The organism is Streptomyces sp. LaBMicrA B280 (genome assembly GCF_049222185.1).
Lineage (GTDB): Bacteria > Actinomycetota > Actinomycetes > Streptomycetales > Streptomycetaceae > Streptomyces > Streptomyces murinus.
The window spans coordinates 117,623-131,524 of the sequence record NZ_JBMJCT010000013.1 but is presented as its reverse complement, the minus strand read 5'-3'; the positions used below and the strand labels follow the sequence as shown (position 1 = coordinate 131,524).

General features: G+C 71.8%; 15 protein-coding genes. 9 read left to right on the top strand and 6 right to left on the bottom strand.

Features of this window, described 5'->3' with window-relative positions; all coding sequences use genetic code 11:
- Positions 1-10 precede the first annotated feature (10 nt).
- Positions 11-1,018, top strand: a complete 1,008-nt coding sequence (locus ACLF5H_RS14270; protein WP_421676441.1) for an ADP-ribosylglycohydrolase family protein — start codon at positions 11-13, stop codon at positions 1,016-1,018.
- Positions 1,019-1,022: 4 nt separating this feature from the next.
- Complete coding sequence (locus ACLF5H_RS14265; RefSeq protein WP_421676440.1) at positions 1,023-1,775, top strand: DNA polymerase beta superfamily protein; 753 nt, start codon at positions 1,023-1,025, stop codon at positions 1,773-1,775.
- A gap of 132 nt (positions 1,776-1,907) precedes the next feature.
- Here the strand turns inward: ACLF5H_RS14265 and ACLF5H_RS14260 are convergent, their stop codons facing one another.
- A complete protein-coding gene (locus ACLF5H_RS14260; RefSeq protein WP_421676439.1) occupies positions 1,908-2,606 on the bottom strand; it encodes a DNA polymerase beta superfamily protein in 699 nt (232 codons plus the stop codon).
- A gap of 21 nt (positions 2,607-2,627) precedes the next feature.
- Positions 2,628-3,092, bottom strand: coding sequence for a Rieske (2Fe-2S) protein (locus ACLF5H_RS14255; RefSeq protein ID WP_421676438.1), 465 nt, complete (start codon positions 3,090-3,092; stop codon positions 2,628-2,630).
- A 206-nt stretch (positions 3,093-3,298) separates the two neighbouring features.
- On the opposite strand from ACLF5H_RS14255, the gene aroH reads away from it, so the two are divergent.
- The 5 genes from aroH to der all read left to right on the top strand — a co-directional run bounded on the left by aroH (position 3,299) and on the right by der (position 7,868).
- Positions 3,299-3,661, top strand: coding sequence for a chorismate mutase (gene aroH, locus ACLF5H_RS14250; RefSeq protein ID WP_421676437.1), 363 nt, complete (start codon positions 3,299-3,301; stop codon positions 3,659-3,661).
- Complete coding sequence (locus tag ACLF5H_RS14245) at positions 3,658-4,743, top strand: prephenate dehydrogenase (protein ID WP_421676436.1); 1,086 nt, start codon at positions 3,658-3,660, stop codon at positions 4,741-4,743. Before aroH ends, ACLF5H_RS14245 begins: the two co-directional genes overlap by 4 nt.
- A gap of 141 nt (positions 4,744-4,884) precedes the next feature.
- Positions 4,885-5,580 carry a (d)CMP kinase gene (gene cmk / locus ACLF5H_RS14240; RefSeq protein WP_421676435.1) on the top strand — a complete coding sequence of 232 codons (696 nt, stop codon included), beginning with the start codon at positions 4,885-4,887 and terminating at the stop codon, positions 5,578-5,580.
- Positions 5,538-6,293 carry a lysophospholipid acyltransferase family protein gene (locus ACLF5H_RS14235; RefSeq protein WP_421676434.1) on the top strand — a complete coding sequence of 252 codons (756 nt, stop codon included), beginning with the start codon at positions 5,538-5,540 and terminating at the stop codon, positions 6,291-6,293. Before cmk ends, ACLF5H_RS14235 begins: the two co-directional genes overlap by 43 nt.
- A gap of 93 nt (positions 6,294-6,386) precedes the next feature.
- Positions 6,387-7,868: a ribosome biogenesis GTPase Der gene (gene der / locus ACLF5H_RS14230; RefSeq protein WP_421676433.1), complete on the top strand. Its 1,482-nt coding sequence runs from the start codon at positions 6,387-6,389 to the stop codon at positions 7,866-7,868.
- 62 nt (positions 7,869-7,930) lie between these two features.
- Here der and ACLF5H_RS14225 read toward each other — a convergent pair whose 3' ends face one another.
- Positions 7,931-8,332: a hypothetical protein gene (locus ACLF5H_RS14225; protein ID WP_421676432.1), complete on the bottom strand. Its 402-nt coding sequence runs from the start codon at positions 8,330-8,332 to the stop codon at positions 7,931-7,933.
- A gap of 79 nt (positions 8,333-8,411) precedes the next feature.
- Positions 8,412-9,194, bottom strand: a complete 783-nt coding sequence (locus ACLF5H_RS14220) for a hypothetical protein (RefSeq protein WP_421676431.1) — start codon at positions 9,192-9,194, stop codon at positions 8,412-8,414.
- Positions 9,195-9,733: 539 nt separating this feature from the next.
- Here ACLF5H_RS14220 and ACLF5H_RS14215 point away from each other — a divergent pair.
- Positions 9,734-10,408, top strand: a complete 675-nt coding sequence (locus ACLF5H_RS14215; RefSeq protein WP_421676430.1) for a transglycosylase family protein — start codon at positions 9,734-9,736, stop codon at positions 10,406-10,408.
- Positions 10,409-10,415: 7 nt separating this feature from the next.
- On the opposite strand, the gene ctaD is transcribed toward ACLF5H_RS14215, so the two are convergent.
- A complete protein-coding gene (ctaD, locus tag ACLF5H_RS14210) occupies positions 10,416-12,107 on the bottom strand; it encodes a cytochrome c oxidase subunit I (protein WP_421676429.1) in 1,692 nt (563 codons plus the stop codon).
- Between the two features lie 437 nt (positions 12,108-12,544).
- Between ctaD and ACLF5H_RS14205 the strand changes: the two genes are divergently transcribed.
- On the top strand, positions 12,545-12,760 hold the full coding sequence (locus tag ACLF5H_RS14205) for an I78 family peptidase inhibitor (protein WP_361681406.1): 216 nt from the start codon (positions 12,545-12,547) through the stop codon (positions 12,758-12,760).
- 106 nt (positions 12,761-12,866) lie between these two features.
- On the opposite strand, the gene ACLF5H_RS14200 is transcribed toward ACLF5H_RS14205, so the two are convergent.
- On the bottom strand, positions 12,867-13,892 hold the full coding sequence (locus tag ACLF5H_RS14200; RefSeq protein ID WP_421676428.1) for a phosphatase PAP2 family protein: 1,026 nt from the start codon (positions 13,890-13,892) through the stop codon (positions 12,867-12,869).
- Positions 13,893-13,902 lie beyond the last annotated feature (10 nt).

Below are 13,902 nucleotides of genomic sequence, written 5' to 3'. Positions count from 1 at the left end.
GATGATGTACATGTCCAAGCGGCCCGCGACCGGTTCGCTCCTCGGCCTCGCGCTCGGGGACGCGCTCGGCTTCCCGACCGAGTTCAACAAGGTGCCCGAGATCCTGGCCAAGTTCGGGCCCTGGCGCGAGATGCCGCTCGCGCGGCGCGCCTTCGTCTCCGACGACACCCAGATGACCCTCGCCCTCGGCCGGGGCCTGCGCACCGCCATGGAGCGCGGCCATCTCGCGCCGAAGCGGCTGGAGCGGCCGGTGCGCGAGGAGTTCGTGGACTGGTACCACTCGCCGGACAACAACCGGGCGCCCGGCAACACCTGCCTGACCGCCTGCCGACTGCTGGAGGCGGAGGACCGCGCCTGGCAGGACGCCAGTCAGCTCGGCTCCAAGGGCTGCGGCGCCAATATGCGCGTCGCGCCGATCGGGCTCGCGCCCGGCCTGAGCGACGAACAGCGCGCCGGAGCCGCCCAGTTGCAGTCCGGGCTCACGCACGGCCACCCCACCGCGCTGGCCGCGTCCGACCTCACCGCCCGCGCGGTCCACCTGCTCGCGCGGGGCACCGAACCGTCGGTACTCCTCGGGGAGTTGCGGGAGTACGCCCTCGCGAACCGGACCCGCTACGACGAGACGTGGCTCGGCGATCTGTGGACCCGCTCCCAGGACCCGACGCCCGAGCACTTCGCCGCGCGCGGCTGGGACGAGTGCCTGGCGATCCTGGACCGGCTCCGGGAGGCCGTGCGCACCCACGCCGCCGAGGACGATCCGTGCCTGGCCACCGGGGAGGGCTGGATCGCCGAGGAGGCGTTCGCGACCGGGCTGCTGTGCTTCCTGCTCTTCCCCGACGAGCCGCTGACCGCCCTGCGCCGGGCCGCCTGCACCGCCGGTGACTCCGACTCCATCGCCTGTCTCACCGGCGCCTTCGCGGGCGCGCGGCTCGGTGTGGACGCCTGGCCCGCGGACTGGGTCGAGCGGATCGAGTACCGGGAGGACCTGTTGGCGCTCGGCACACTCTGGGACGCTTAGGCCCATGATCGACAACCTCGACATAGACCTCGCGCCCGTGGTCGCCGAACAGCCCGACCCGCTGCTGTTCGCCACCGTCTCCGGGGCCCATCTGTACGGCTTCCCCTCGGAGGACTCGGACGTGGACCTCCGAGGCGTCCATCTGCTGCCCGCCGCGGATCTCCTGGGCCTGCGCGAGCCGGAGGAGACCCGGTCGAAGACATGGGTGCGGTACGGCGCCGAGCTGGACCTCGTGACGCACGACCTGCGCAAGTTCGTACGGCTGATGCTGCGCCGCAACGGCTATGTGCTGGAGCAGCTGCTGTCCCCGCTGGTCGTGCACACCGGCGACGCGCACCGCGAGCTGTCCGCGCTCGCCCCGGACGTGATCACCAGCCATCACGCCCACCACTACCGGGGGTTCGCGGTCACCCAGTGGCGGCTGTTCGAGAAGACCGCCGAACTCAAGCCGCTGCTCTACACGTTCCGTGTCCTGCTCACCGGCATCCACCTCATGCGCACCGGCGAGGTCCAGCCCCATCTGCCCACGCTGGTGAGGGAGTTGGACGCGCCTGCGTACATCCCCGAACTGATCGCCGCCAAGGCCGCCCAGGAACACGGCACATACCCCGGCCTCGACCGGCCGCGCATCGCCGACGACGTGGAACGCCTGCACACCGCCCTCGACGAGGCCCAGGCCGCGTCGTCCCTGCCGGACGCGGCGACCGGTCATGAGGCGCTGCACGACTTCGTGGTGCGGGCGAGGCTGGGCGGCTGAGGGGGGGCAGGGCGGGCCGGCTCCCGCGTGGCCGTTGGGCGGAGTCCTTTCCGCGCCCGCTCTCCCGCGCGGGCGAACCCGCCCGCGGCCACCGGCCCGCGCCGCCCCCGAAGCCGACGTCATCCGTCCGCCTCACCCCAGCCGTACCGACTCCACCGCCGAGTCCCTGCGCGCGCGGAACAGGAAGTCCGCCACCCGGGCATGGTCCGGTTCCGGGGGCAATGAAGTGTGGCGCAGGGCGGCTTCCGTCTCCGCGGCCAGCCGGGTCATCCAGGATTCGACGGCCGTCCAGGGGACCTCGCCCCGTTTCACCGCCAGCAGGGGCTCGCGTCGGTCGCCCACGTCGAGGCGCAGCTCGCCGGTGCGCAGCAGGTCGCGGCAGGAGGTCAGCAGGCGCAGCAGATGCATGGCGTGCTTCCAGCGCGGGGCGCCCGTCGTACGGACGTCGGCGTCCAGCTTCCTGCGCTGGCCGAGGGCGTAGCGGGTGAAGGTGTCGTACACCTTCGCGGAGAGGAACGCCCCGCGCAGGGACAGCAGTTCGCGGCCGGTGTCGTCCAGGTGGTCCACCAGCGGGGAGTGCAGACACTCCAGGATGTTCGGATTGCCGCGCAGCGCCAGCTCGCAGAACCGCTCCAGCTCCCAGGAGAACTGCTCCTCGCCCGGCCCCTCCACATGCGCCGGCGGCTTCTCGAACCGCCAGAACAGGGCGGTGGGCGCGAGATACACGCCCCGCCGGTCGGTGTCGCTCGCGTCCGTGGCCAGGCCGAAGGCCCGGGACCCCATGACGCAGGCGTAGATCGTGTGGTCGCGCACCAGGTCCTCGGGCTGCATGCCCGGAGCCTACGCGGCACCTCAGCTCAGCTGGATGGAGTTTCCTTCGACCTTGATCGGGCGCTCGGCCAGCGGCTTCGTCGCGGGACCGTCGGCCACCGAACCGTCCTCGATCTTGAACCGGCTGCCGTGGCACGGGCAGTCGATGGTGCCGTTCTGCACCCGGCTCACCGTGCAGCCCATGTGCGTACAGACCGCCGAGAACGCCTTGTACTGGCCCTTCGACGGCTGCGTCACCACGATCTTCTGCGCGTCGAAGACCTTGCCCCCGCCCTCGGGGATGTCGCCGGTGCTCGCGAGCTTCTTCGCGTCCGCCGCCGCGGACGTGCCCGCGCCGGTCGGGGACGCCGCCGTGGGACTCGCCGGGGAGGGGCTCTCCGTGCTGTCGGCGGCCGCGCTCGTGTCGCCGTCGTTGCCGCCACAGCCGGTCGCGAGCGCCGCCGCGCCCGTCGCGATCACCATGCGCCGCGTCGCGCCCTGGGTCATGTCACCACTCCGTACACATGTCGGGGATGCGGATACCGATGCCGATGCCTGGAAGAAAGCCTGGAAACCGGAAGAAACCGGACCGCCCATATCGTCTCAGTGATCGGGCGCCGCGCGCCGTGCCCACGCGGGCTGACTAGGCTGGACGGGCGAGCACGACAACACCTGTCAGCACTTGTCGGCATCTGTCAGCTAGGAGCAGCACCGTGGCGGTACGAGCGGTCCGGGGGGCCGTCCAACTGGAGCGGGACGAGGCCGGACACATGGACGAGCAGGTCGGAGCCCTGCTCACCGCCGTCCTGGAGCGGAACGGACTGACCGCGGACGACCTGATCAGCATCTGGTTCACCGCCACCCCCGATCTGCACAGCGCCTTCCCGGCGGCCGCCGCCCGGGGGCTCGGCATCGCCGACGTGCCCCTGATCTGCGCCCAGGAACTGGACATCACCGGCGCCATGCCCCGGATCGTCCGGATCCTCGCCCATGTCGAGTCGGACCGTCCGCGCGCCGACATCGCCCACGTCTACCTCGGCGCCGCGGCCGCCCTGCGCAAGGACATCGCCCAGTGAGAACCGCACTCGTCATCGGCACCGGCCTGATCGGCACCTCCGCCGCCCTGGCCCTGACACAGCGCGGCGTCACCGTGCACCTCGCCGACCACGACCCGGAGCAGGCCCGCACCGCCGCCGCGCTCGGTGCCGGCACCGACGCGGCCCCCGAGGGCCCCGTCGACCTGGTGATCGTCGCCGCCCCGCCCGCCCATGTGGCCGGGCTCCTCGCCGACGCCATGCGCCGGGGACTGGCCCGCGGCTACCTCGACGTGGCCAGCGTCAAGGGCGGCCCGCGCCGGGAGCTGGAGGCGCTCGGCCTGGACCTCGGCGCCTACCTCGGCACCCATCCGATGTCCGGCCGGGAGAAGTCGGGCCCACTGGCCGCGACCGGCGATCTCTTCGAGGGCCGGCCCTGGGTGCTCACCCCCACCCGGGACACCGACACCGAGGTGCTCAACCTCGCCCTGGAACTGGTCTCGCACTGCCGTGCCGTCCCCGTCGTCATGGACGCCGACGCCCACGACCGGGCCGTCGCCCTCGTCTCCCACATGCCCCACCTGGTCTCCAGCATGGTCGCCGCCCGCCTGGAACACGCCGACGAGGCCGCCGTACGCCTGTGCGGACAGGGCATCCGGGACGTGACCCGGATCGCCGCCTCCGACCCGCGCATGTGGATCGACATCCTCTCCGCCAACCCGGGCCCGGTCGCCGACCTGCTCGCCGACGTCGCCGCCGACCTGGACGAGACCGTGGGCGCGCTGCGCGCCCTCCAGTCCTCGGACGAGGACAAGCGGCGCACCGGCAGCACCGGCATCGAGGCCGTGCTGCGCCGCGGCAACGCGGGCCAGGTACGGGTGCCCGGCAAGCACGGCAGCGCGCCGCGGGCCTACGAGACCGTCGTCGTGCTCATCGACGACCAGCCCGGCCAGCTGGCGCGCATCTTCGCCGACGCGGGCCGCGCCGGGGTCAACATCGAGGACGTGCGCATCGAGCACGCCACCGGACAGCAGGCCGGCCTGGTGCAGCTCTCGGTCGAACCGGGGGCCGTGCCGGTGCTCGCCGACGCGCTGCGCGAGCGCGGCTGGGCGCTGCGGCAGTAGGCGGGCGAGGGCGGGGCGGGGGGCCGGGCGGGGCCCGGTGATGCTGTGCGTCCGGACGAGTGACCCACACCCAGTAACCTTGTGCGGGGCGCTCTCGCTCCCCGACCCCGCCCGCACACCGCACCAGGAAGGTGTCCCCTCGTGGAAAACGGCGCCGCCCCGACCGCCAAGCCCGTGATCGTCGCGATCGACGGTCCCTCCGGCACGGGCAAGTCGAGCACGTCGAAGGCCGTGGCCGCCCAGCTCGGCCTGAGCTACCTGGACACCGGCGCCCAGTACCGGGCGATCACCTGGTGGATGGTGCACAACGGCATCGACCTGGCGGACCCGGCCGCCGTCGCCGACGTGGCGGGCAAGCCGGAGATCGTCTCCGGCACCGACCCGGCCGCCCCGACCATCACGGTCGACGGCGTGGACGTGGCCGCCCCGATCCGCACCCAGGAGGTCACCTCCAAGGTCAGCGCGGTCAGCGCGGTGCCCGAGGTGCGCACCCGGATCACCGAGCTCCAGCGTTCGCTGGCCATCGGCGCCGAGCGGGGCATCGTGGTCGAGGGCCGGGACATCGGTACGACGGTGCTGCCGGACGCCGACCTCAAGGTCTTCCTCACCGCCTCCCCGGAGGCCCGCGCCGCCCGCCGCAGCGGTGAGCTGAAGGGCGCCGACCTGCACGCCACCCGCGAGGCGCTGATCAAGCGCGACGCCGCCGATTCCAGCCGCAAGACCTCCCCGCTCGCCAAGGCCGACGACGCGGTCGAGGTGGACACCACCGAACTCACCCTCGCCCAGGTCATCGAGTGCGTCGTCACCCTGGTCGAGGAGAAGCGGGCGGCGAAGTGAGCCTGCCCTCCGAGAGACGGGACGCGGGCGCGCCCTCCGAGAAGGGCGCCGAGGTCGGCCGGCGCATCGGCGTCGGCCTGATGTACGGGCTGTGGCGGCCGCGCGTGCTGGGTGCCTGGAAGGTGCCCGCGAGCGGCCCGGTGATCCTCGCCGTCAACCACTCCCACAACATCGACGGGCCCATGGTCATGGGGGTGGCGCCCCGGCCGACGCACTTCCTGATCAAGAAGGAGGCGTTCATCGGCCCGCTGGGCGCCTTCCTGACCGGCATCGGCCAGCTGAAGGTGGACCGCACCGCCGTCGACCGCGCCGCCATCATCCAGACCCTCGACCTGCTGGCGGCCGGGGGAGTGCTGGGCATCTTCCCGGAGGGCACCCGGGGCGAGGGCGACTTCGCCTCGCTGCGCGCGGGCCTCGCCTACTTCGCGGTCCGCAGCGGGGCGCCGATCGTGCCGGTGGCCGTCATGGGAAGCTCGGACCGGCCGGGACGGTTGATAAAGGCGCTGCCCCCGGTGCGCTCGCGCGTGGACGTCGTCTTCGGAGACCCGTTTGATGCCATCGAAGGGGTGCGAAGCTCCGATGAGGGTGGCGGCGGGCGACGGGCGGGCGGCTCGGGGCGGCGCACGCGCCGGGCGCTGGACGAGGCGACCGAGCGCATCCAGAAGCAGCTCACCGCCCACCTGGAAAACGCCAGGCGCCTCACCGGGCGCTAGGCGACACTTGAGTAGTGGATCAGCCCACTGAGGGATAAGCCCACCAGGGCCTGTTCCACCGATCACCACGATGAACAACGAGGTACGGACTTCATGAACGACGACATCCAGCCCGACGGCTCGGCCGAGCACGAGTACGAGCACGGGGCTCTCGGCGACGCCGAGTACGCGCAGTTCATGGAGCTCGCCGCGGTCGAGGGCTTCGACATCGAGGACGTCGAGGGCGCCATCGAGGCGGCGGGCCACGGCCCGCTGCCCGTGCTCGCCGTCGTCGGCCGCCCGAATGTCGGCAAGTCGACCCTGGTCAACCGGATCATCGGCCGCCGCGAGGCGGTCGTCGAGGACAAGCCCGGCGTCACCCGCGACCGCGTCACCTACGAGGCCGAGTGGGCGGGCCGCCGCTTCAAGGTGGTCGACACCGGCGGCTGGGAGCAGGACGTCCTCGGCATCGACGCCTCCGTGGCCGCCCAGGCCGAGTACGCGATCGAGGCCGCCGACGCGGTGGTCTTCGTGGTCGACGCCAAGGTCGGCGCCACCGACACCGACGAGGCGGTCGTACGACTGCTGCGCAAGGCCGGCAAGCCGGTGGTGCTGTGCGCCAACAAGGTCGACGGCCCGAGCGGCGAGGCCGACGCCTCGTACCTGTGGAGCCTGGGCCTCGGCGAGCCCCACCCCGTCTCCGCGCTGCACGGCCGCGGCACCGGCGACATGCTGGACGCCGTCCTGGAGGCGCTGCCCGAGGCGCCCGCGCAGTCCTTCGGCACCGCCATCGGCGGCCCCCGCCGTATCGCGCTCATCGGCCGCCCGAACGTCGGCAAGTCCTCCCTGCTGAACAAGGTCGCGGGCGAGGAGCGCGTCGTCGTCAACGAGATGGCGGGCACCACCCGCGACCCGGTCGACGAGATGATCGAACTGGGCGGTGTCACCTGGAAGTTCGTGGACACCGCGGGCATCCGCAAGCGTGTCCACCTCCAGCAGGGCGCCGACTACTACGCCTCGCTGCGCACCGCCGCCGCGGTGGAGAAGGCCGAGGTCGCGGTCGTCCTGATCGACGCCTCGGAGAACATCTCCGTGCAGGACCAGCGGATCGTCACCATGGCCGTGGAGGCGGGCCGTGCGATGGTCGTCGCCTTCAACAAGTGGGACACGCTGGACGAGGAGCGCCGCTACTACCTGGAGCGGGAGATCGAGACCGAGCTGGCCCAGGTCGCCTGGGCGCCCCGGGTGAATGTGTCGGCGCGCACCGGCCGCCACATGGAGAAGCTGGTCCCGGCCATCGAGACCGCCCTCGCCGGCTGGGAGACCCGCGTCCCCACCGGCCGGCTCAACGCCTTCCTGGGCGAGCTGGTCGCGGCTCACCCGCACCCGGTCCGGGGCGGCAAGCAGCCGCGCATCCTCTTCGGCACCCAGGCCGGCACCAAGCCCCCGCGCTTCGTGCTCTTCGCCTCCGGCTTCATCGAGGCGGGCTACCGGCGCTTCATCGAGCGCCGACTGCGCGAGGAGTTCGGCTTCGAGGGCACCCCGATCCACATCTCGGTGCGGGTGCGCGAGAAGCGCGGCACGAAGAAGAAGTAACCGCGGTACGACGTGAAGGGCGGCCCCTGTCCGACAGGGGCCGCCCTTCACCTGTGCCGGTGTCACGCGCCGCGGCGCGGTCCTGGAGGCAGTGCGGCGGGCACATGGTGCATCCCGGTGTCCTGCTGCGGCCGCCCGAGGGTGCCGACGCGCTGCCACTGCGACGCCTGCTGGCGGGCGCTGTAGGCACCCGCGCTGTAGGCGCTGTACGAGCTGCTGAACGAACCGGCCCGATGGCCGCCGTACGACCACCCGGTCCGGTCCGGCAGGCCGAAGGGGACGAACCTCATCCCCTCCTCGCCGCTGCGGTCGCCCGGCAGCGTGCGGAACGCCTTGACCCACTCCGAGGCGAGCATGTCGAAGATCGGCGTGGCCGAGGCACCACCCGCCCCTTCGTGCCCCGTCCGGGCGGACGGAACGGAGGAGAACGAGGACCGTCGGGGCGAAGTGTCGTATGCGTGCACGTATGTCCAAACGACAGCGCGCGAGAAGAGATGCGGTTTCGCAACCTTCCGTTGGCCGCGGCCCCTTGAACGCGCGGGCTCAGGTCCCCGCGAGGGGGAGCGCCGCCGCGACCAGCCTGCCGTAGGCCGCCGCCTTGTCGAGCGAGTCGCGCAGCAGGTCCTCGCGCGGCTGGCGGCCGATGGAGCCCACCGGCGCGGCGAACATCAGCACCTGCTGGTGCTTGTTGGCCGCGGCCCGCCAGCCGTCGGTGACCTGGAGCGGCTGATGGGCCTGCCACCAGGCGACCGGGTGGCCGCCGGGCGGGCCCGGCTGGAGGACCGCGTGCAGCTGGCCCACCGCCAGCAGCACCGACCAGCCGTGCAGCACCGGCGGTACGGCGGACAGCTCGGCCACCGGCATGAAGCCCTGCTCGATGAGGAGCGCCAGGAAGTCGTCCCCGGGGCCGAGGGTGCCGGGGCGCACGATGGGCGAGGTGGGCTCGACCACCAGGGCGGGGTGCAACTCGCCCTCGATCAGGACGAGTCCGCTGGTCACACCGAGCACCGCCTGCTCGGGCGCGGGCCGCTGCGGCTCGCCGCCCCCGGCCTGTGCGCCGATGGAGCGTACGGCTCCCTGCAACTGCTCCTCGGTGACCTGGACGACCTGCGAGGGCAGGCAGCTGGCGTGGGCGAAGGCGAGGACCGCGGTCTCCTCGCCGACGAAGAGAACGGTGCTGGTGCGCTCCTGCTCGGAGTCGCCCGGGGTGCGGCAGGACGTGCAGTCGTAACTGCCCGGGGCGTTCTCTCCGGCGAGCAGCCGGTCGGCTTCTTCGTCGCCGATCTCGGCGCGTACGGCGTCACTGACGTCGAGCATGCGCGGCACGGGTGGCTCCCTTGGGATGCGTGCGGGACCGGTCGGGTGGCTCCCGGCCGATGAGCCCCAGGGTTCCGGGCTCATGAAGAAGACAACGGGCGTCCTGTGGTGGGGGTCACGCATGGCGGAGCATCGGTTCGAATCAACCGTCACAGCCGATCACCCTGAGTGCGGAACCGGACACTCATCGTCAACTCGTTGTCGGGTCAAGCTACTTGAAAGAGTGAAGTGGGTCACAGGGAGACGTCGGGCAGGGGCGAAAAATCAGTAAATCGGCGCATGTAGTGGGTGGCCGGAAATCGCTGATACCTGCGGTAACCGCCAACTGGCCTGGCACAACGGTCGGGTGGTTGATGTCCGGCACCCGCTTTCCCTACATTCCTCCGCCGTGTGCAACGAGCACCGCTCGGGTTCGTCCGTCACCCGGCACCGGCAACGCGTCATCGCCGGCACCGGGGGCACGGACGGGGCGGGCGCGAGGAACCGCGGTCCTGCGCGGCGAGACGCGCTCCGCCCGGGGGAACCCGGGTTCTTGGAGAGGGAGTTACATGTCCGAGTGTGCCGATACCGGCCGTACCACCACCCGTGACGACAGCGCCCGCAGGGGCCGTACGACGGCCGTACTCGCCGGTGCCGCGCTGCTGGCCCCGCTGGGGCTGCTGGCCGCGACCGGCGACGCCGCCGCCGCGGACAACGGGGTGTGGGACCGCATCGCCCAGTGCGAGAGCGGCGGCAACTGGCACATCAACACCGGCAACGGCTACTACGGAGGACTCCAGTTCTCCGCCCACACCTGGAGCGCGTACGGCGGTGGCACCTACGCCTCGACCGCCGACCGGGCCTCCAGGAGCGCGCAGATCGCCGTCGCGGCACGGGTCCAGCGGGCCCAGGGCTGGGGCGCCTGGCCGGTCTGCTCCGGCCGCGCGGGAGCGATGGGCTCCGCCCCCTCACAGGTGAGCCTCGACAAGGGCGGCCCGGCGAAGAAGCCGGCGCCGTCCAGGACACCGAGGAACTCGAACACCACCTCGAACACCCCGAAGACCTCCACGGCACCGAGCCACCCCTCCCGGGGCACCGGCGGCTACACCGTGCGCCGGGGCGACACCCTGTCCGGGATCGCCGCGCGGCACGGTGTCGGCTGGCGCCACCTGTACGCGGCGAACAGGTCCGTCATCGGCGACGACCCCGACCTCATCGTGCCCGGAACCCACCTGTCCCTCTGAGCCGCGGTCACTTCCGTGCCCGACGGCCCCTCGGCTCCGGCCGGGGGGCCTCGGCCTCGGCCGCGTACGCCGGGTGATGCAGGTCGAACGCCGGGGACTCCGAGCGGATCCTCGGCAGCGTCACGAAGTTGTGCCGCGGCGGGGGACAGGACGTCGCCCACTCCAGGGAACGGCCGTAGCCCCAGGGGTCGTCGGTGTCGACCTTCTCGCCGTAACGGGCCGTCTTCCAGACGTTGTAGAGGAAGGGGAGCGTCGACAGACCGAGGAGGAACGCGCCGATGGAGGACACGGTGTTGAGCGCCGTGAAGCCGTCCGCCGCGAGATAGTCGGCGTACCGGCGCGGCATCCCCTCCGCCCCCAGCCAGTGCTGCACCAGGAACGTCGTGTGGAAGCCGACGAACAGCGTCCAGAACTGGATCTTCCCCAGCCGCTCGTCCAGCATCTTCCCGGTGAACTTCGGCCACCAGAAGGCGAACCCGCCGAACACCGCGAAGACGACCGTGCCGAAGACGACGTAGTGGAAGTGCGCGACCACGAAGTACGAGTCCGTGACATGGAAGTCCATCGGCGGCGACGCGAGGATCACCCCGGTCAGCCCGCCGAACAGGAACGTCACGAGGAAGCCCAGCGCCCACAGCATCGGCGTCTCGAAGGACAGCGAGCCGTGGATCATCGTGCCGGTCCAGTTGAAGAACTTCACCCCGGTCGGCACCGCGATCAGGAACGACATGAAGGAGAAGAACGGCAGCAGCACCGCGCCCGTCGCGAACATGTGGTGCGCCCACACCACGATCGACAGGCCGGTGATCGCCATCGTCGCGCCGACCAGCGTCAGATACCCGAAGATCGGCTTGCGGCTGAAGACCGGGATGATCTCCGTGACGATCCCGAAGAACGGCAGCGCGATGATGTAGACCTCGGGATGCCCGAAGAACCAGAACAGGTGCTGCCACAGCAGCGCCCCGCCGTCCGCCGCCTCGAACACCTGCGCCCCGAACCGCCGGTCCGCCTCCAGCGCCAGCAGCGCCGCCGCCAGCACCGGGAAGGCCAGCAGGATCAGGATCGAGGTGAACAGGGTGTTCCAGGTGAAGACCGGCATCCGGAACATCGTCATGCCCGGTGCCCGCATCGCGATGATCGTGGTGATGAAGTTGACCGCGCCGAGGATGGTCCCGAACCCGGACAGCGCGAGCCCCATGATCCACAGGTCGGGGCCGACCCCGGGGGAGTGCGTCGCGTCGTTGAGCGGCGCGTAGGCGAACCAGCCGTAGTCGGCGGGGCCGTCCGGCGAGAGCAGGGATCCCAGCACGATCAGCCCGCCGAACAGGAAGAACCAGTACGACAGCATGTTCAGCCGGGGGAAGGCCACGTCCGGGGCGCCGATCTGGAGCGGCATCAGCTCATTGGCGAACCCCGCGAAGCTCGGCGTCGCGAACAGCAGCAGCATGATCGTGCCGTGCAGGGTGAACAGTTGGTCGTACCGCTCCGCGCTCATCAGCTGGAGCCCCGGCCGGGCGAGTTCGGCGCGCATCAGCAGCGCCATCACCCCGGCGGCCAGGAAGAAGCCGAAGCCGGTGATCAGATACAGATGGCCGATCTTCTTGTGGTCCGTGGTGGTGAGCCAGTCCACCACCACCCGGCCCGCCGACGGTCGGCCGCGCACCGGTCCCGGCGTCGCGTGCGCGGTCTCGGTCCCCATCGCTCGCCCCTTCGCGTCGTCACGCCCCGGGCCCGCCCTGGGCCCGCACCGGCGGCCCGCCGCGGTCGGCGGGCCGGGTACCCACGAGCGCCCGCGGTACGCGTACCACGCACCGGCATGTGCGGAATCCGTGAAATTTCCTATGCGGTGTCAGCTCCGGTGGCACCGCACGGGATTCCGCCGGGGAATCATGCCCCGGGGCCCGTCCCGATCCTCACCACGGCACTTTCCGCCGGGTAATTAGAGGGGGGCGGCACGACACGCGTGAATTCAGTTCGAATCCCCCGTTGGGCGGTACGGAAACCCCCGATCGTGTGAGGAAGTTCGACCGAAACGAGACCCGGAAGCTGTGACAGAAGTGTGACGGGAGTCTGGTCCTGCTCTTACCCTGCCGCGCCCGGCTTCCGTCACCGCGGATGTCGCCCTAGCGTGGTCGTATGGCACCGATTCCCACTCCGCCGGCGGAGCCCCAGGACAGCCCGGACGGGTACGTCGGCCTCGACGCCGAGCAGGCCGAGCGGCGCGCCCGGGAGCGCGGCTGGTCGACCGTGCGCGCGCTGCCGCCGGGCGCGATCATCACCATGGAGTACCGGGTGGGGCGGCTCAACTTCGAGGTGCGCGAGGGCCGGGTGGCCCGCGCCTGGAAGGGCTGACCGGCCCCGCCGAGACCGCGGACGGCACGAAGGCTCCGCTCCCGGGAAGGGAGCGGAGCCTTCGTCGTGGCGTGGGGCCGGTCGTGCGTACCGCCCGCCCGGGTCCTCAGCCGCCCGTCAGGGGGCGGGCCGGAGAGGTGCCGCGCGGTGCCCGGTCGGCGCCGGGCGGGCGGCGGGGGCCCGCCGGGGTGACCGGGCTGCGTTCCGAACGGGCCGTGTGCGGGGTGGGCGCGAGATGTGCCAGGCCCCGGGAGGCGCGGGTCGAGGAGACCGGCTCGCGGGCCGGTGCGGACTGCTCGGCCGAGGTGCCGCGCGGCCCGGTGAGCACCACCGGGGCGACGGGCACGACCGGTTCGGACACCGGCCGGGTGCGCCGGGCGCGCCAGCGGTCGCGCAGGTCGAACAGCCAGGTCTCGGTGCGTGCGATCAGCGACTCGAACCAGGGCAGGGCGAGCAGGATCAGCAGTCCGGCGGCCCAGCCGAGGAGCACGTCGCTGAGCCAGTGCGTACCGAGGTAGACGGTGGTGAGACCGACGCCGAGCGAGGTGATCGCGGAGACGGCCGAGAGCCAGCGGCGGGCGCGGGGGGTGGAGGCCAGGTAGGCCAGGATGCCCCAGGTGACCACCGCGTTGGCGGTGTGGCCGCTGGGAAATATATCGCCGCCCCTGACCATCTCGTTCGAGCCGATCACGGTCGCGTAGTGCGGACCGAGCCGCCCCATGCCGTACTTGGCGGCGCCGACCGTGATGTTCAGCAGCAGCAGCGAGGTGGCGAGGGTGAGCAGCGGGCGGAGCGTGTGCTGCCGCCAGGAGCGCCAGCCCAGCCAGGCCGCGACCATCACCGCGGTGGGGCCGCGCTGGCCGAGCACCACGTAGTAGTCGAGGAAGGCGTGGATCTGCGGCCACTGCTGGTACGGCCGGAAGAACATGACCTGCCAGTCGAGCCGGACGAGCCAGGAGGTGGTCACCACGGCCCACACGATCGCCAGGTAGAAGGCGAGGGTCGCGGAGAACAGCACGACCCGGTGCCGGCTCATCACCGGCACATCGATATGGGCCGGCCGTTCCGGCTCGCGGTCCAGCCTGGCGAACACCCGGTCCAGACGCCGGGTGAGGTTCCGTTCGGTACGCACCCAATCGACG

Excerpts from the sequence above, each read along its gene's own strand:
- ACLF5H_RS14270 (WP_421676441.1), top strand. The coding sequence starts at position 11 with ATGTCCAAGCGGCCCGCGACCGGTTCGCTCCTCGGCCTCGCGCTCGGG.
- ACLF5H_RS14265 (WP_421676440.1), top strand. The coding sequence starts at position 1,023 with ATGATCGACAACCTCGACATAGACCTCGCGCCCGTGGTCGCCGAACAG.
- ACLF5H_RS14260 (WP_421676439.1), bottom strand. The coding sequence starts at position 2,606 with ATGCAGCCCGAGGACCTGGTGCGCGACCACACGATCTACGCCTGCGTC.
- ACLF5H_RS14255 (WP_421676438.1), bottom strand. The coding sequence starts at position 3,092 with ATGACCCAGGGCGCGACGCGGCGCATGGTGATCGCGACGGGCGCGGCG.
- der (WP_421676433.1), top strand. The coding sequence starts at position 6,387 with ATGAACGACGACATCCAGCCCGACGGCTCGGCCGAGCACGAGTACGAG.
- ACLF5H_RS14215 (WP_421676430.1), top strand. The coding sequence starts at position 9,734 with ATGTCCGAGTGTGCCGATACCGGCCGTACCACCACCCGTGACGACAGC.
- ctaD (WP_421676429.1), bottom strand. The coding sequence starts at position 12,107 with ATGGGGACCGAGACCGCGCACGCGACGCCGGGACCGGTGCGCGGCCGA.
- ACLF5H_RS14205 (WP_361681406.1), top strand. The coding sequence starts at position 12,545 with ATGGCACCGATTCCCACTCCGCCGGCGGAGCCCCAGGACAGCCCGGAC.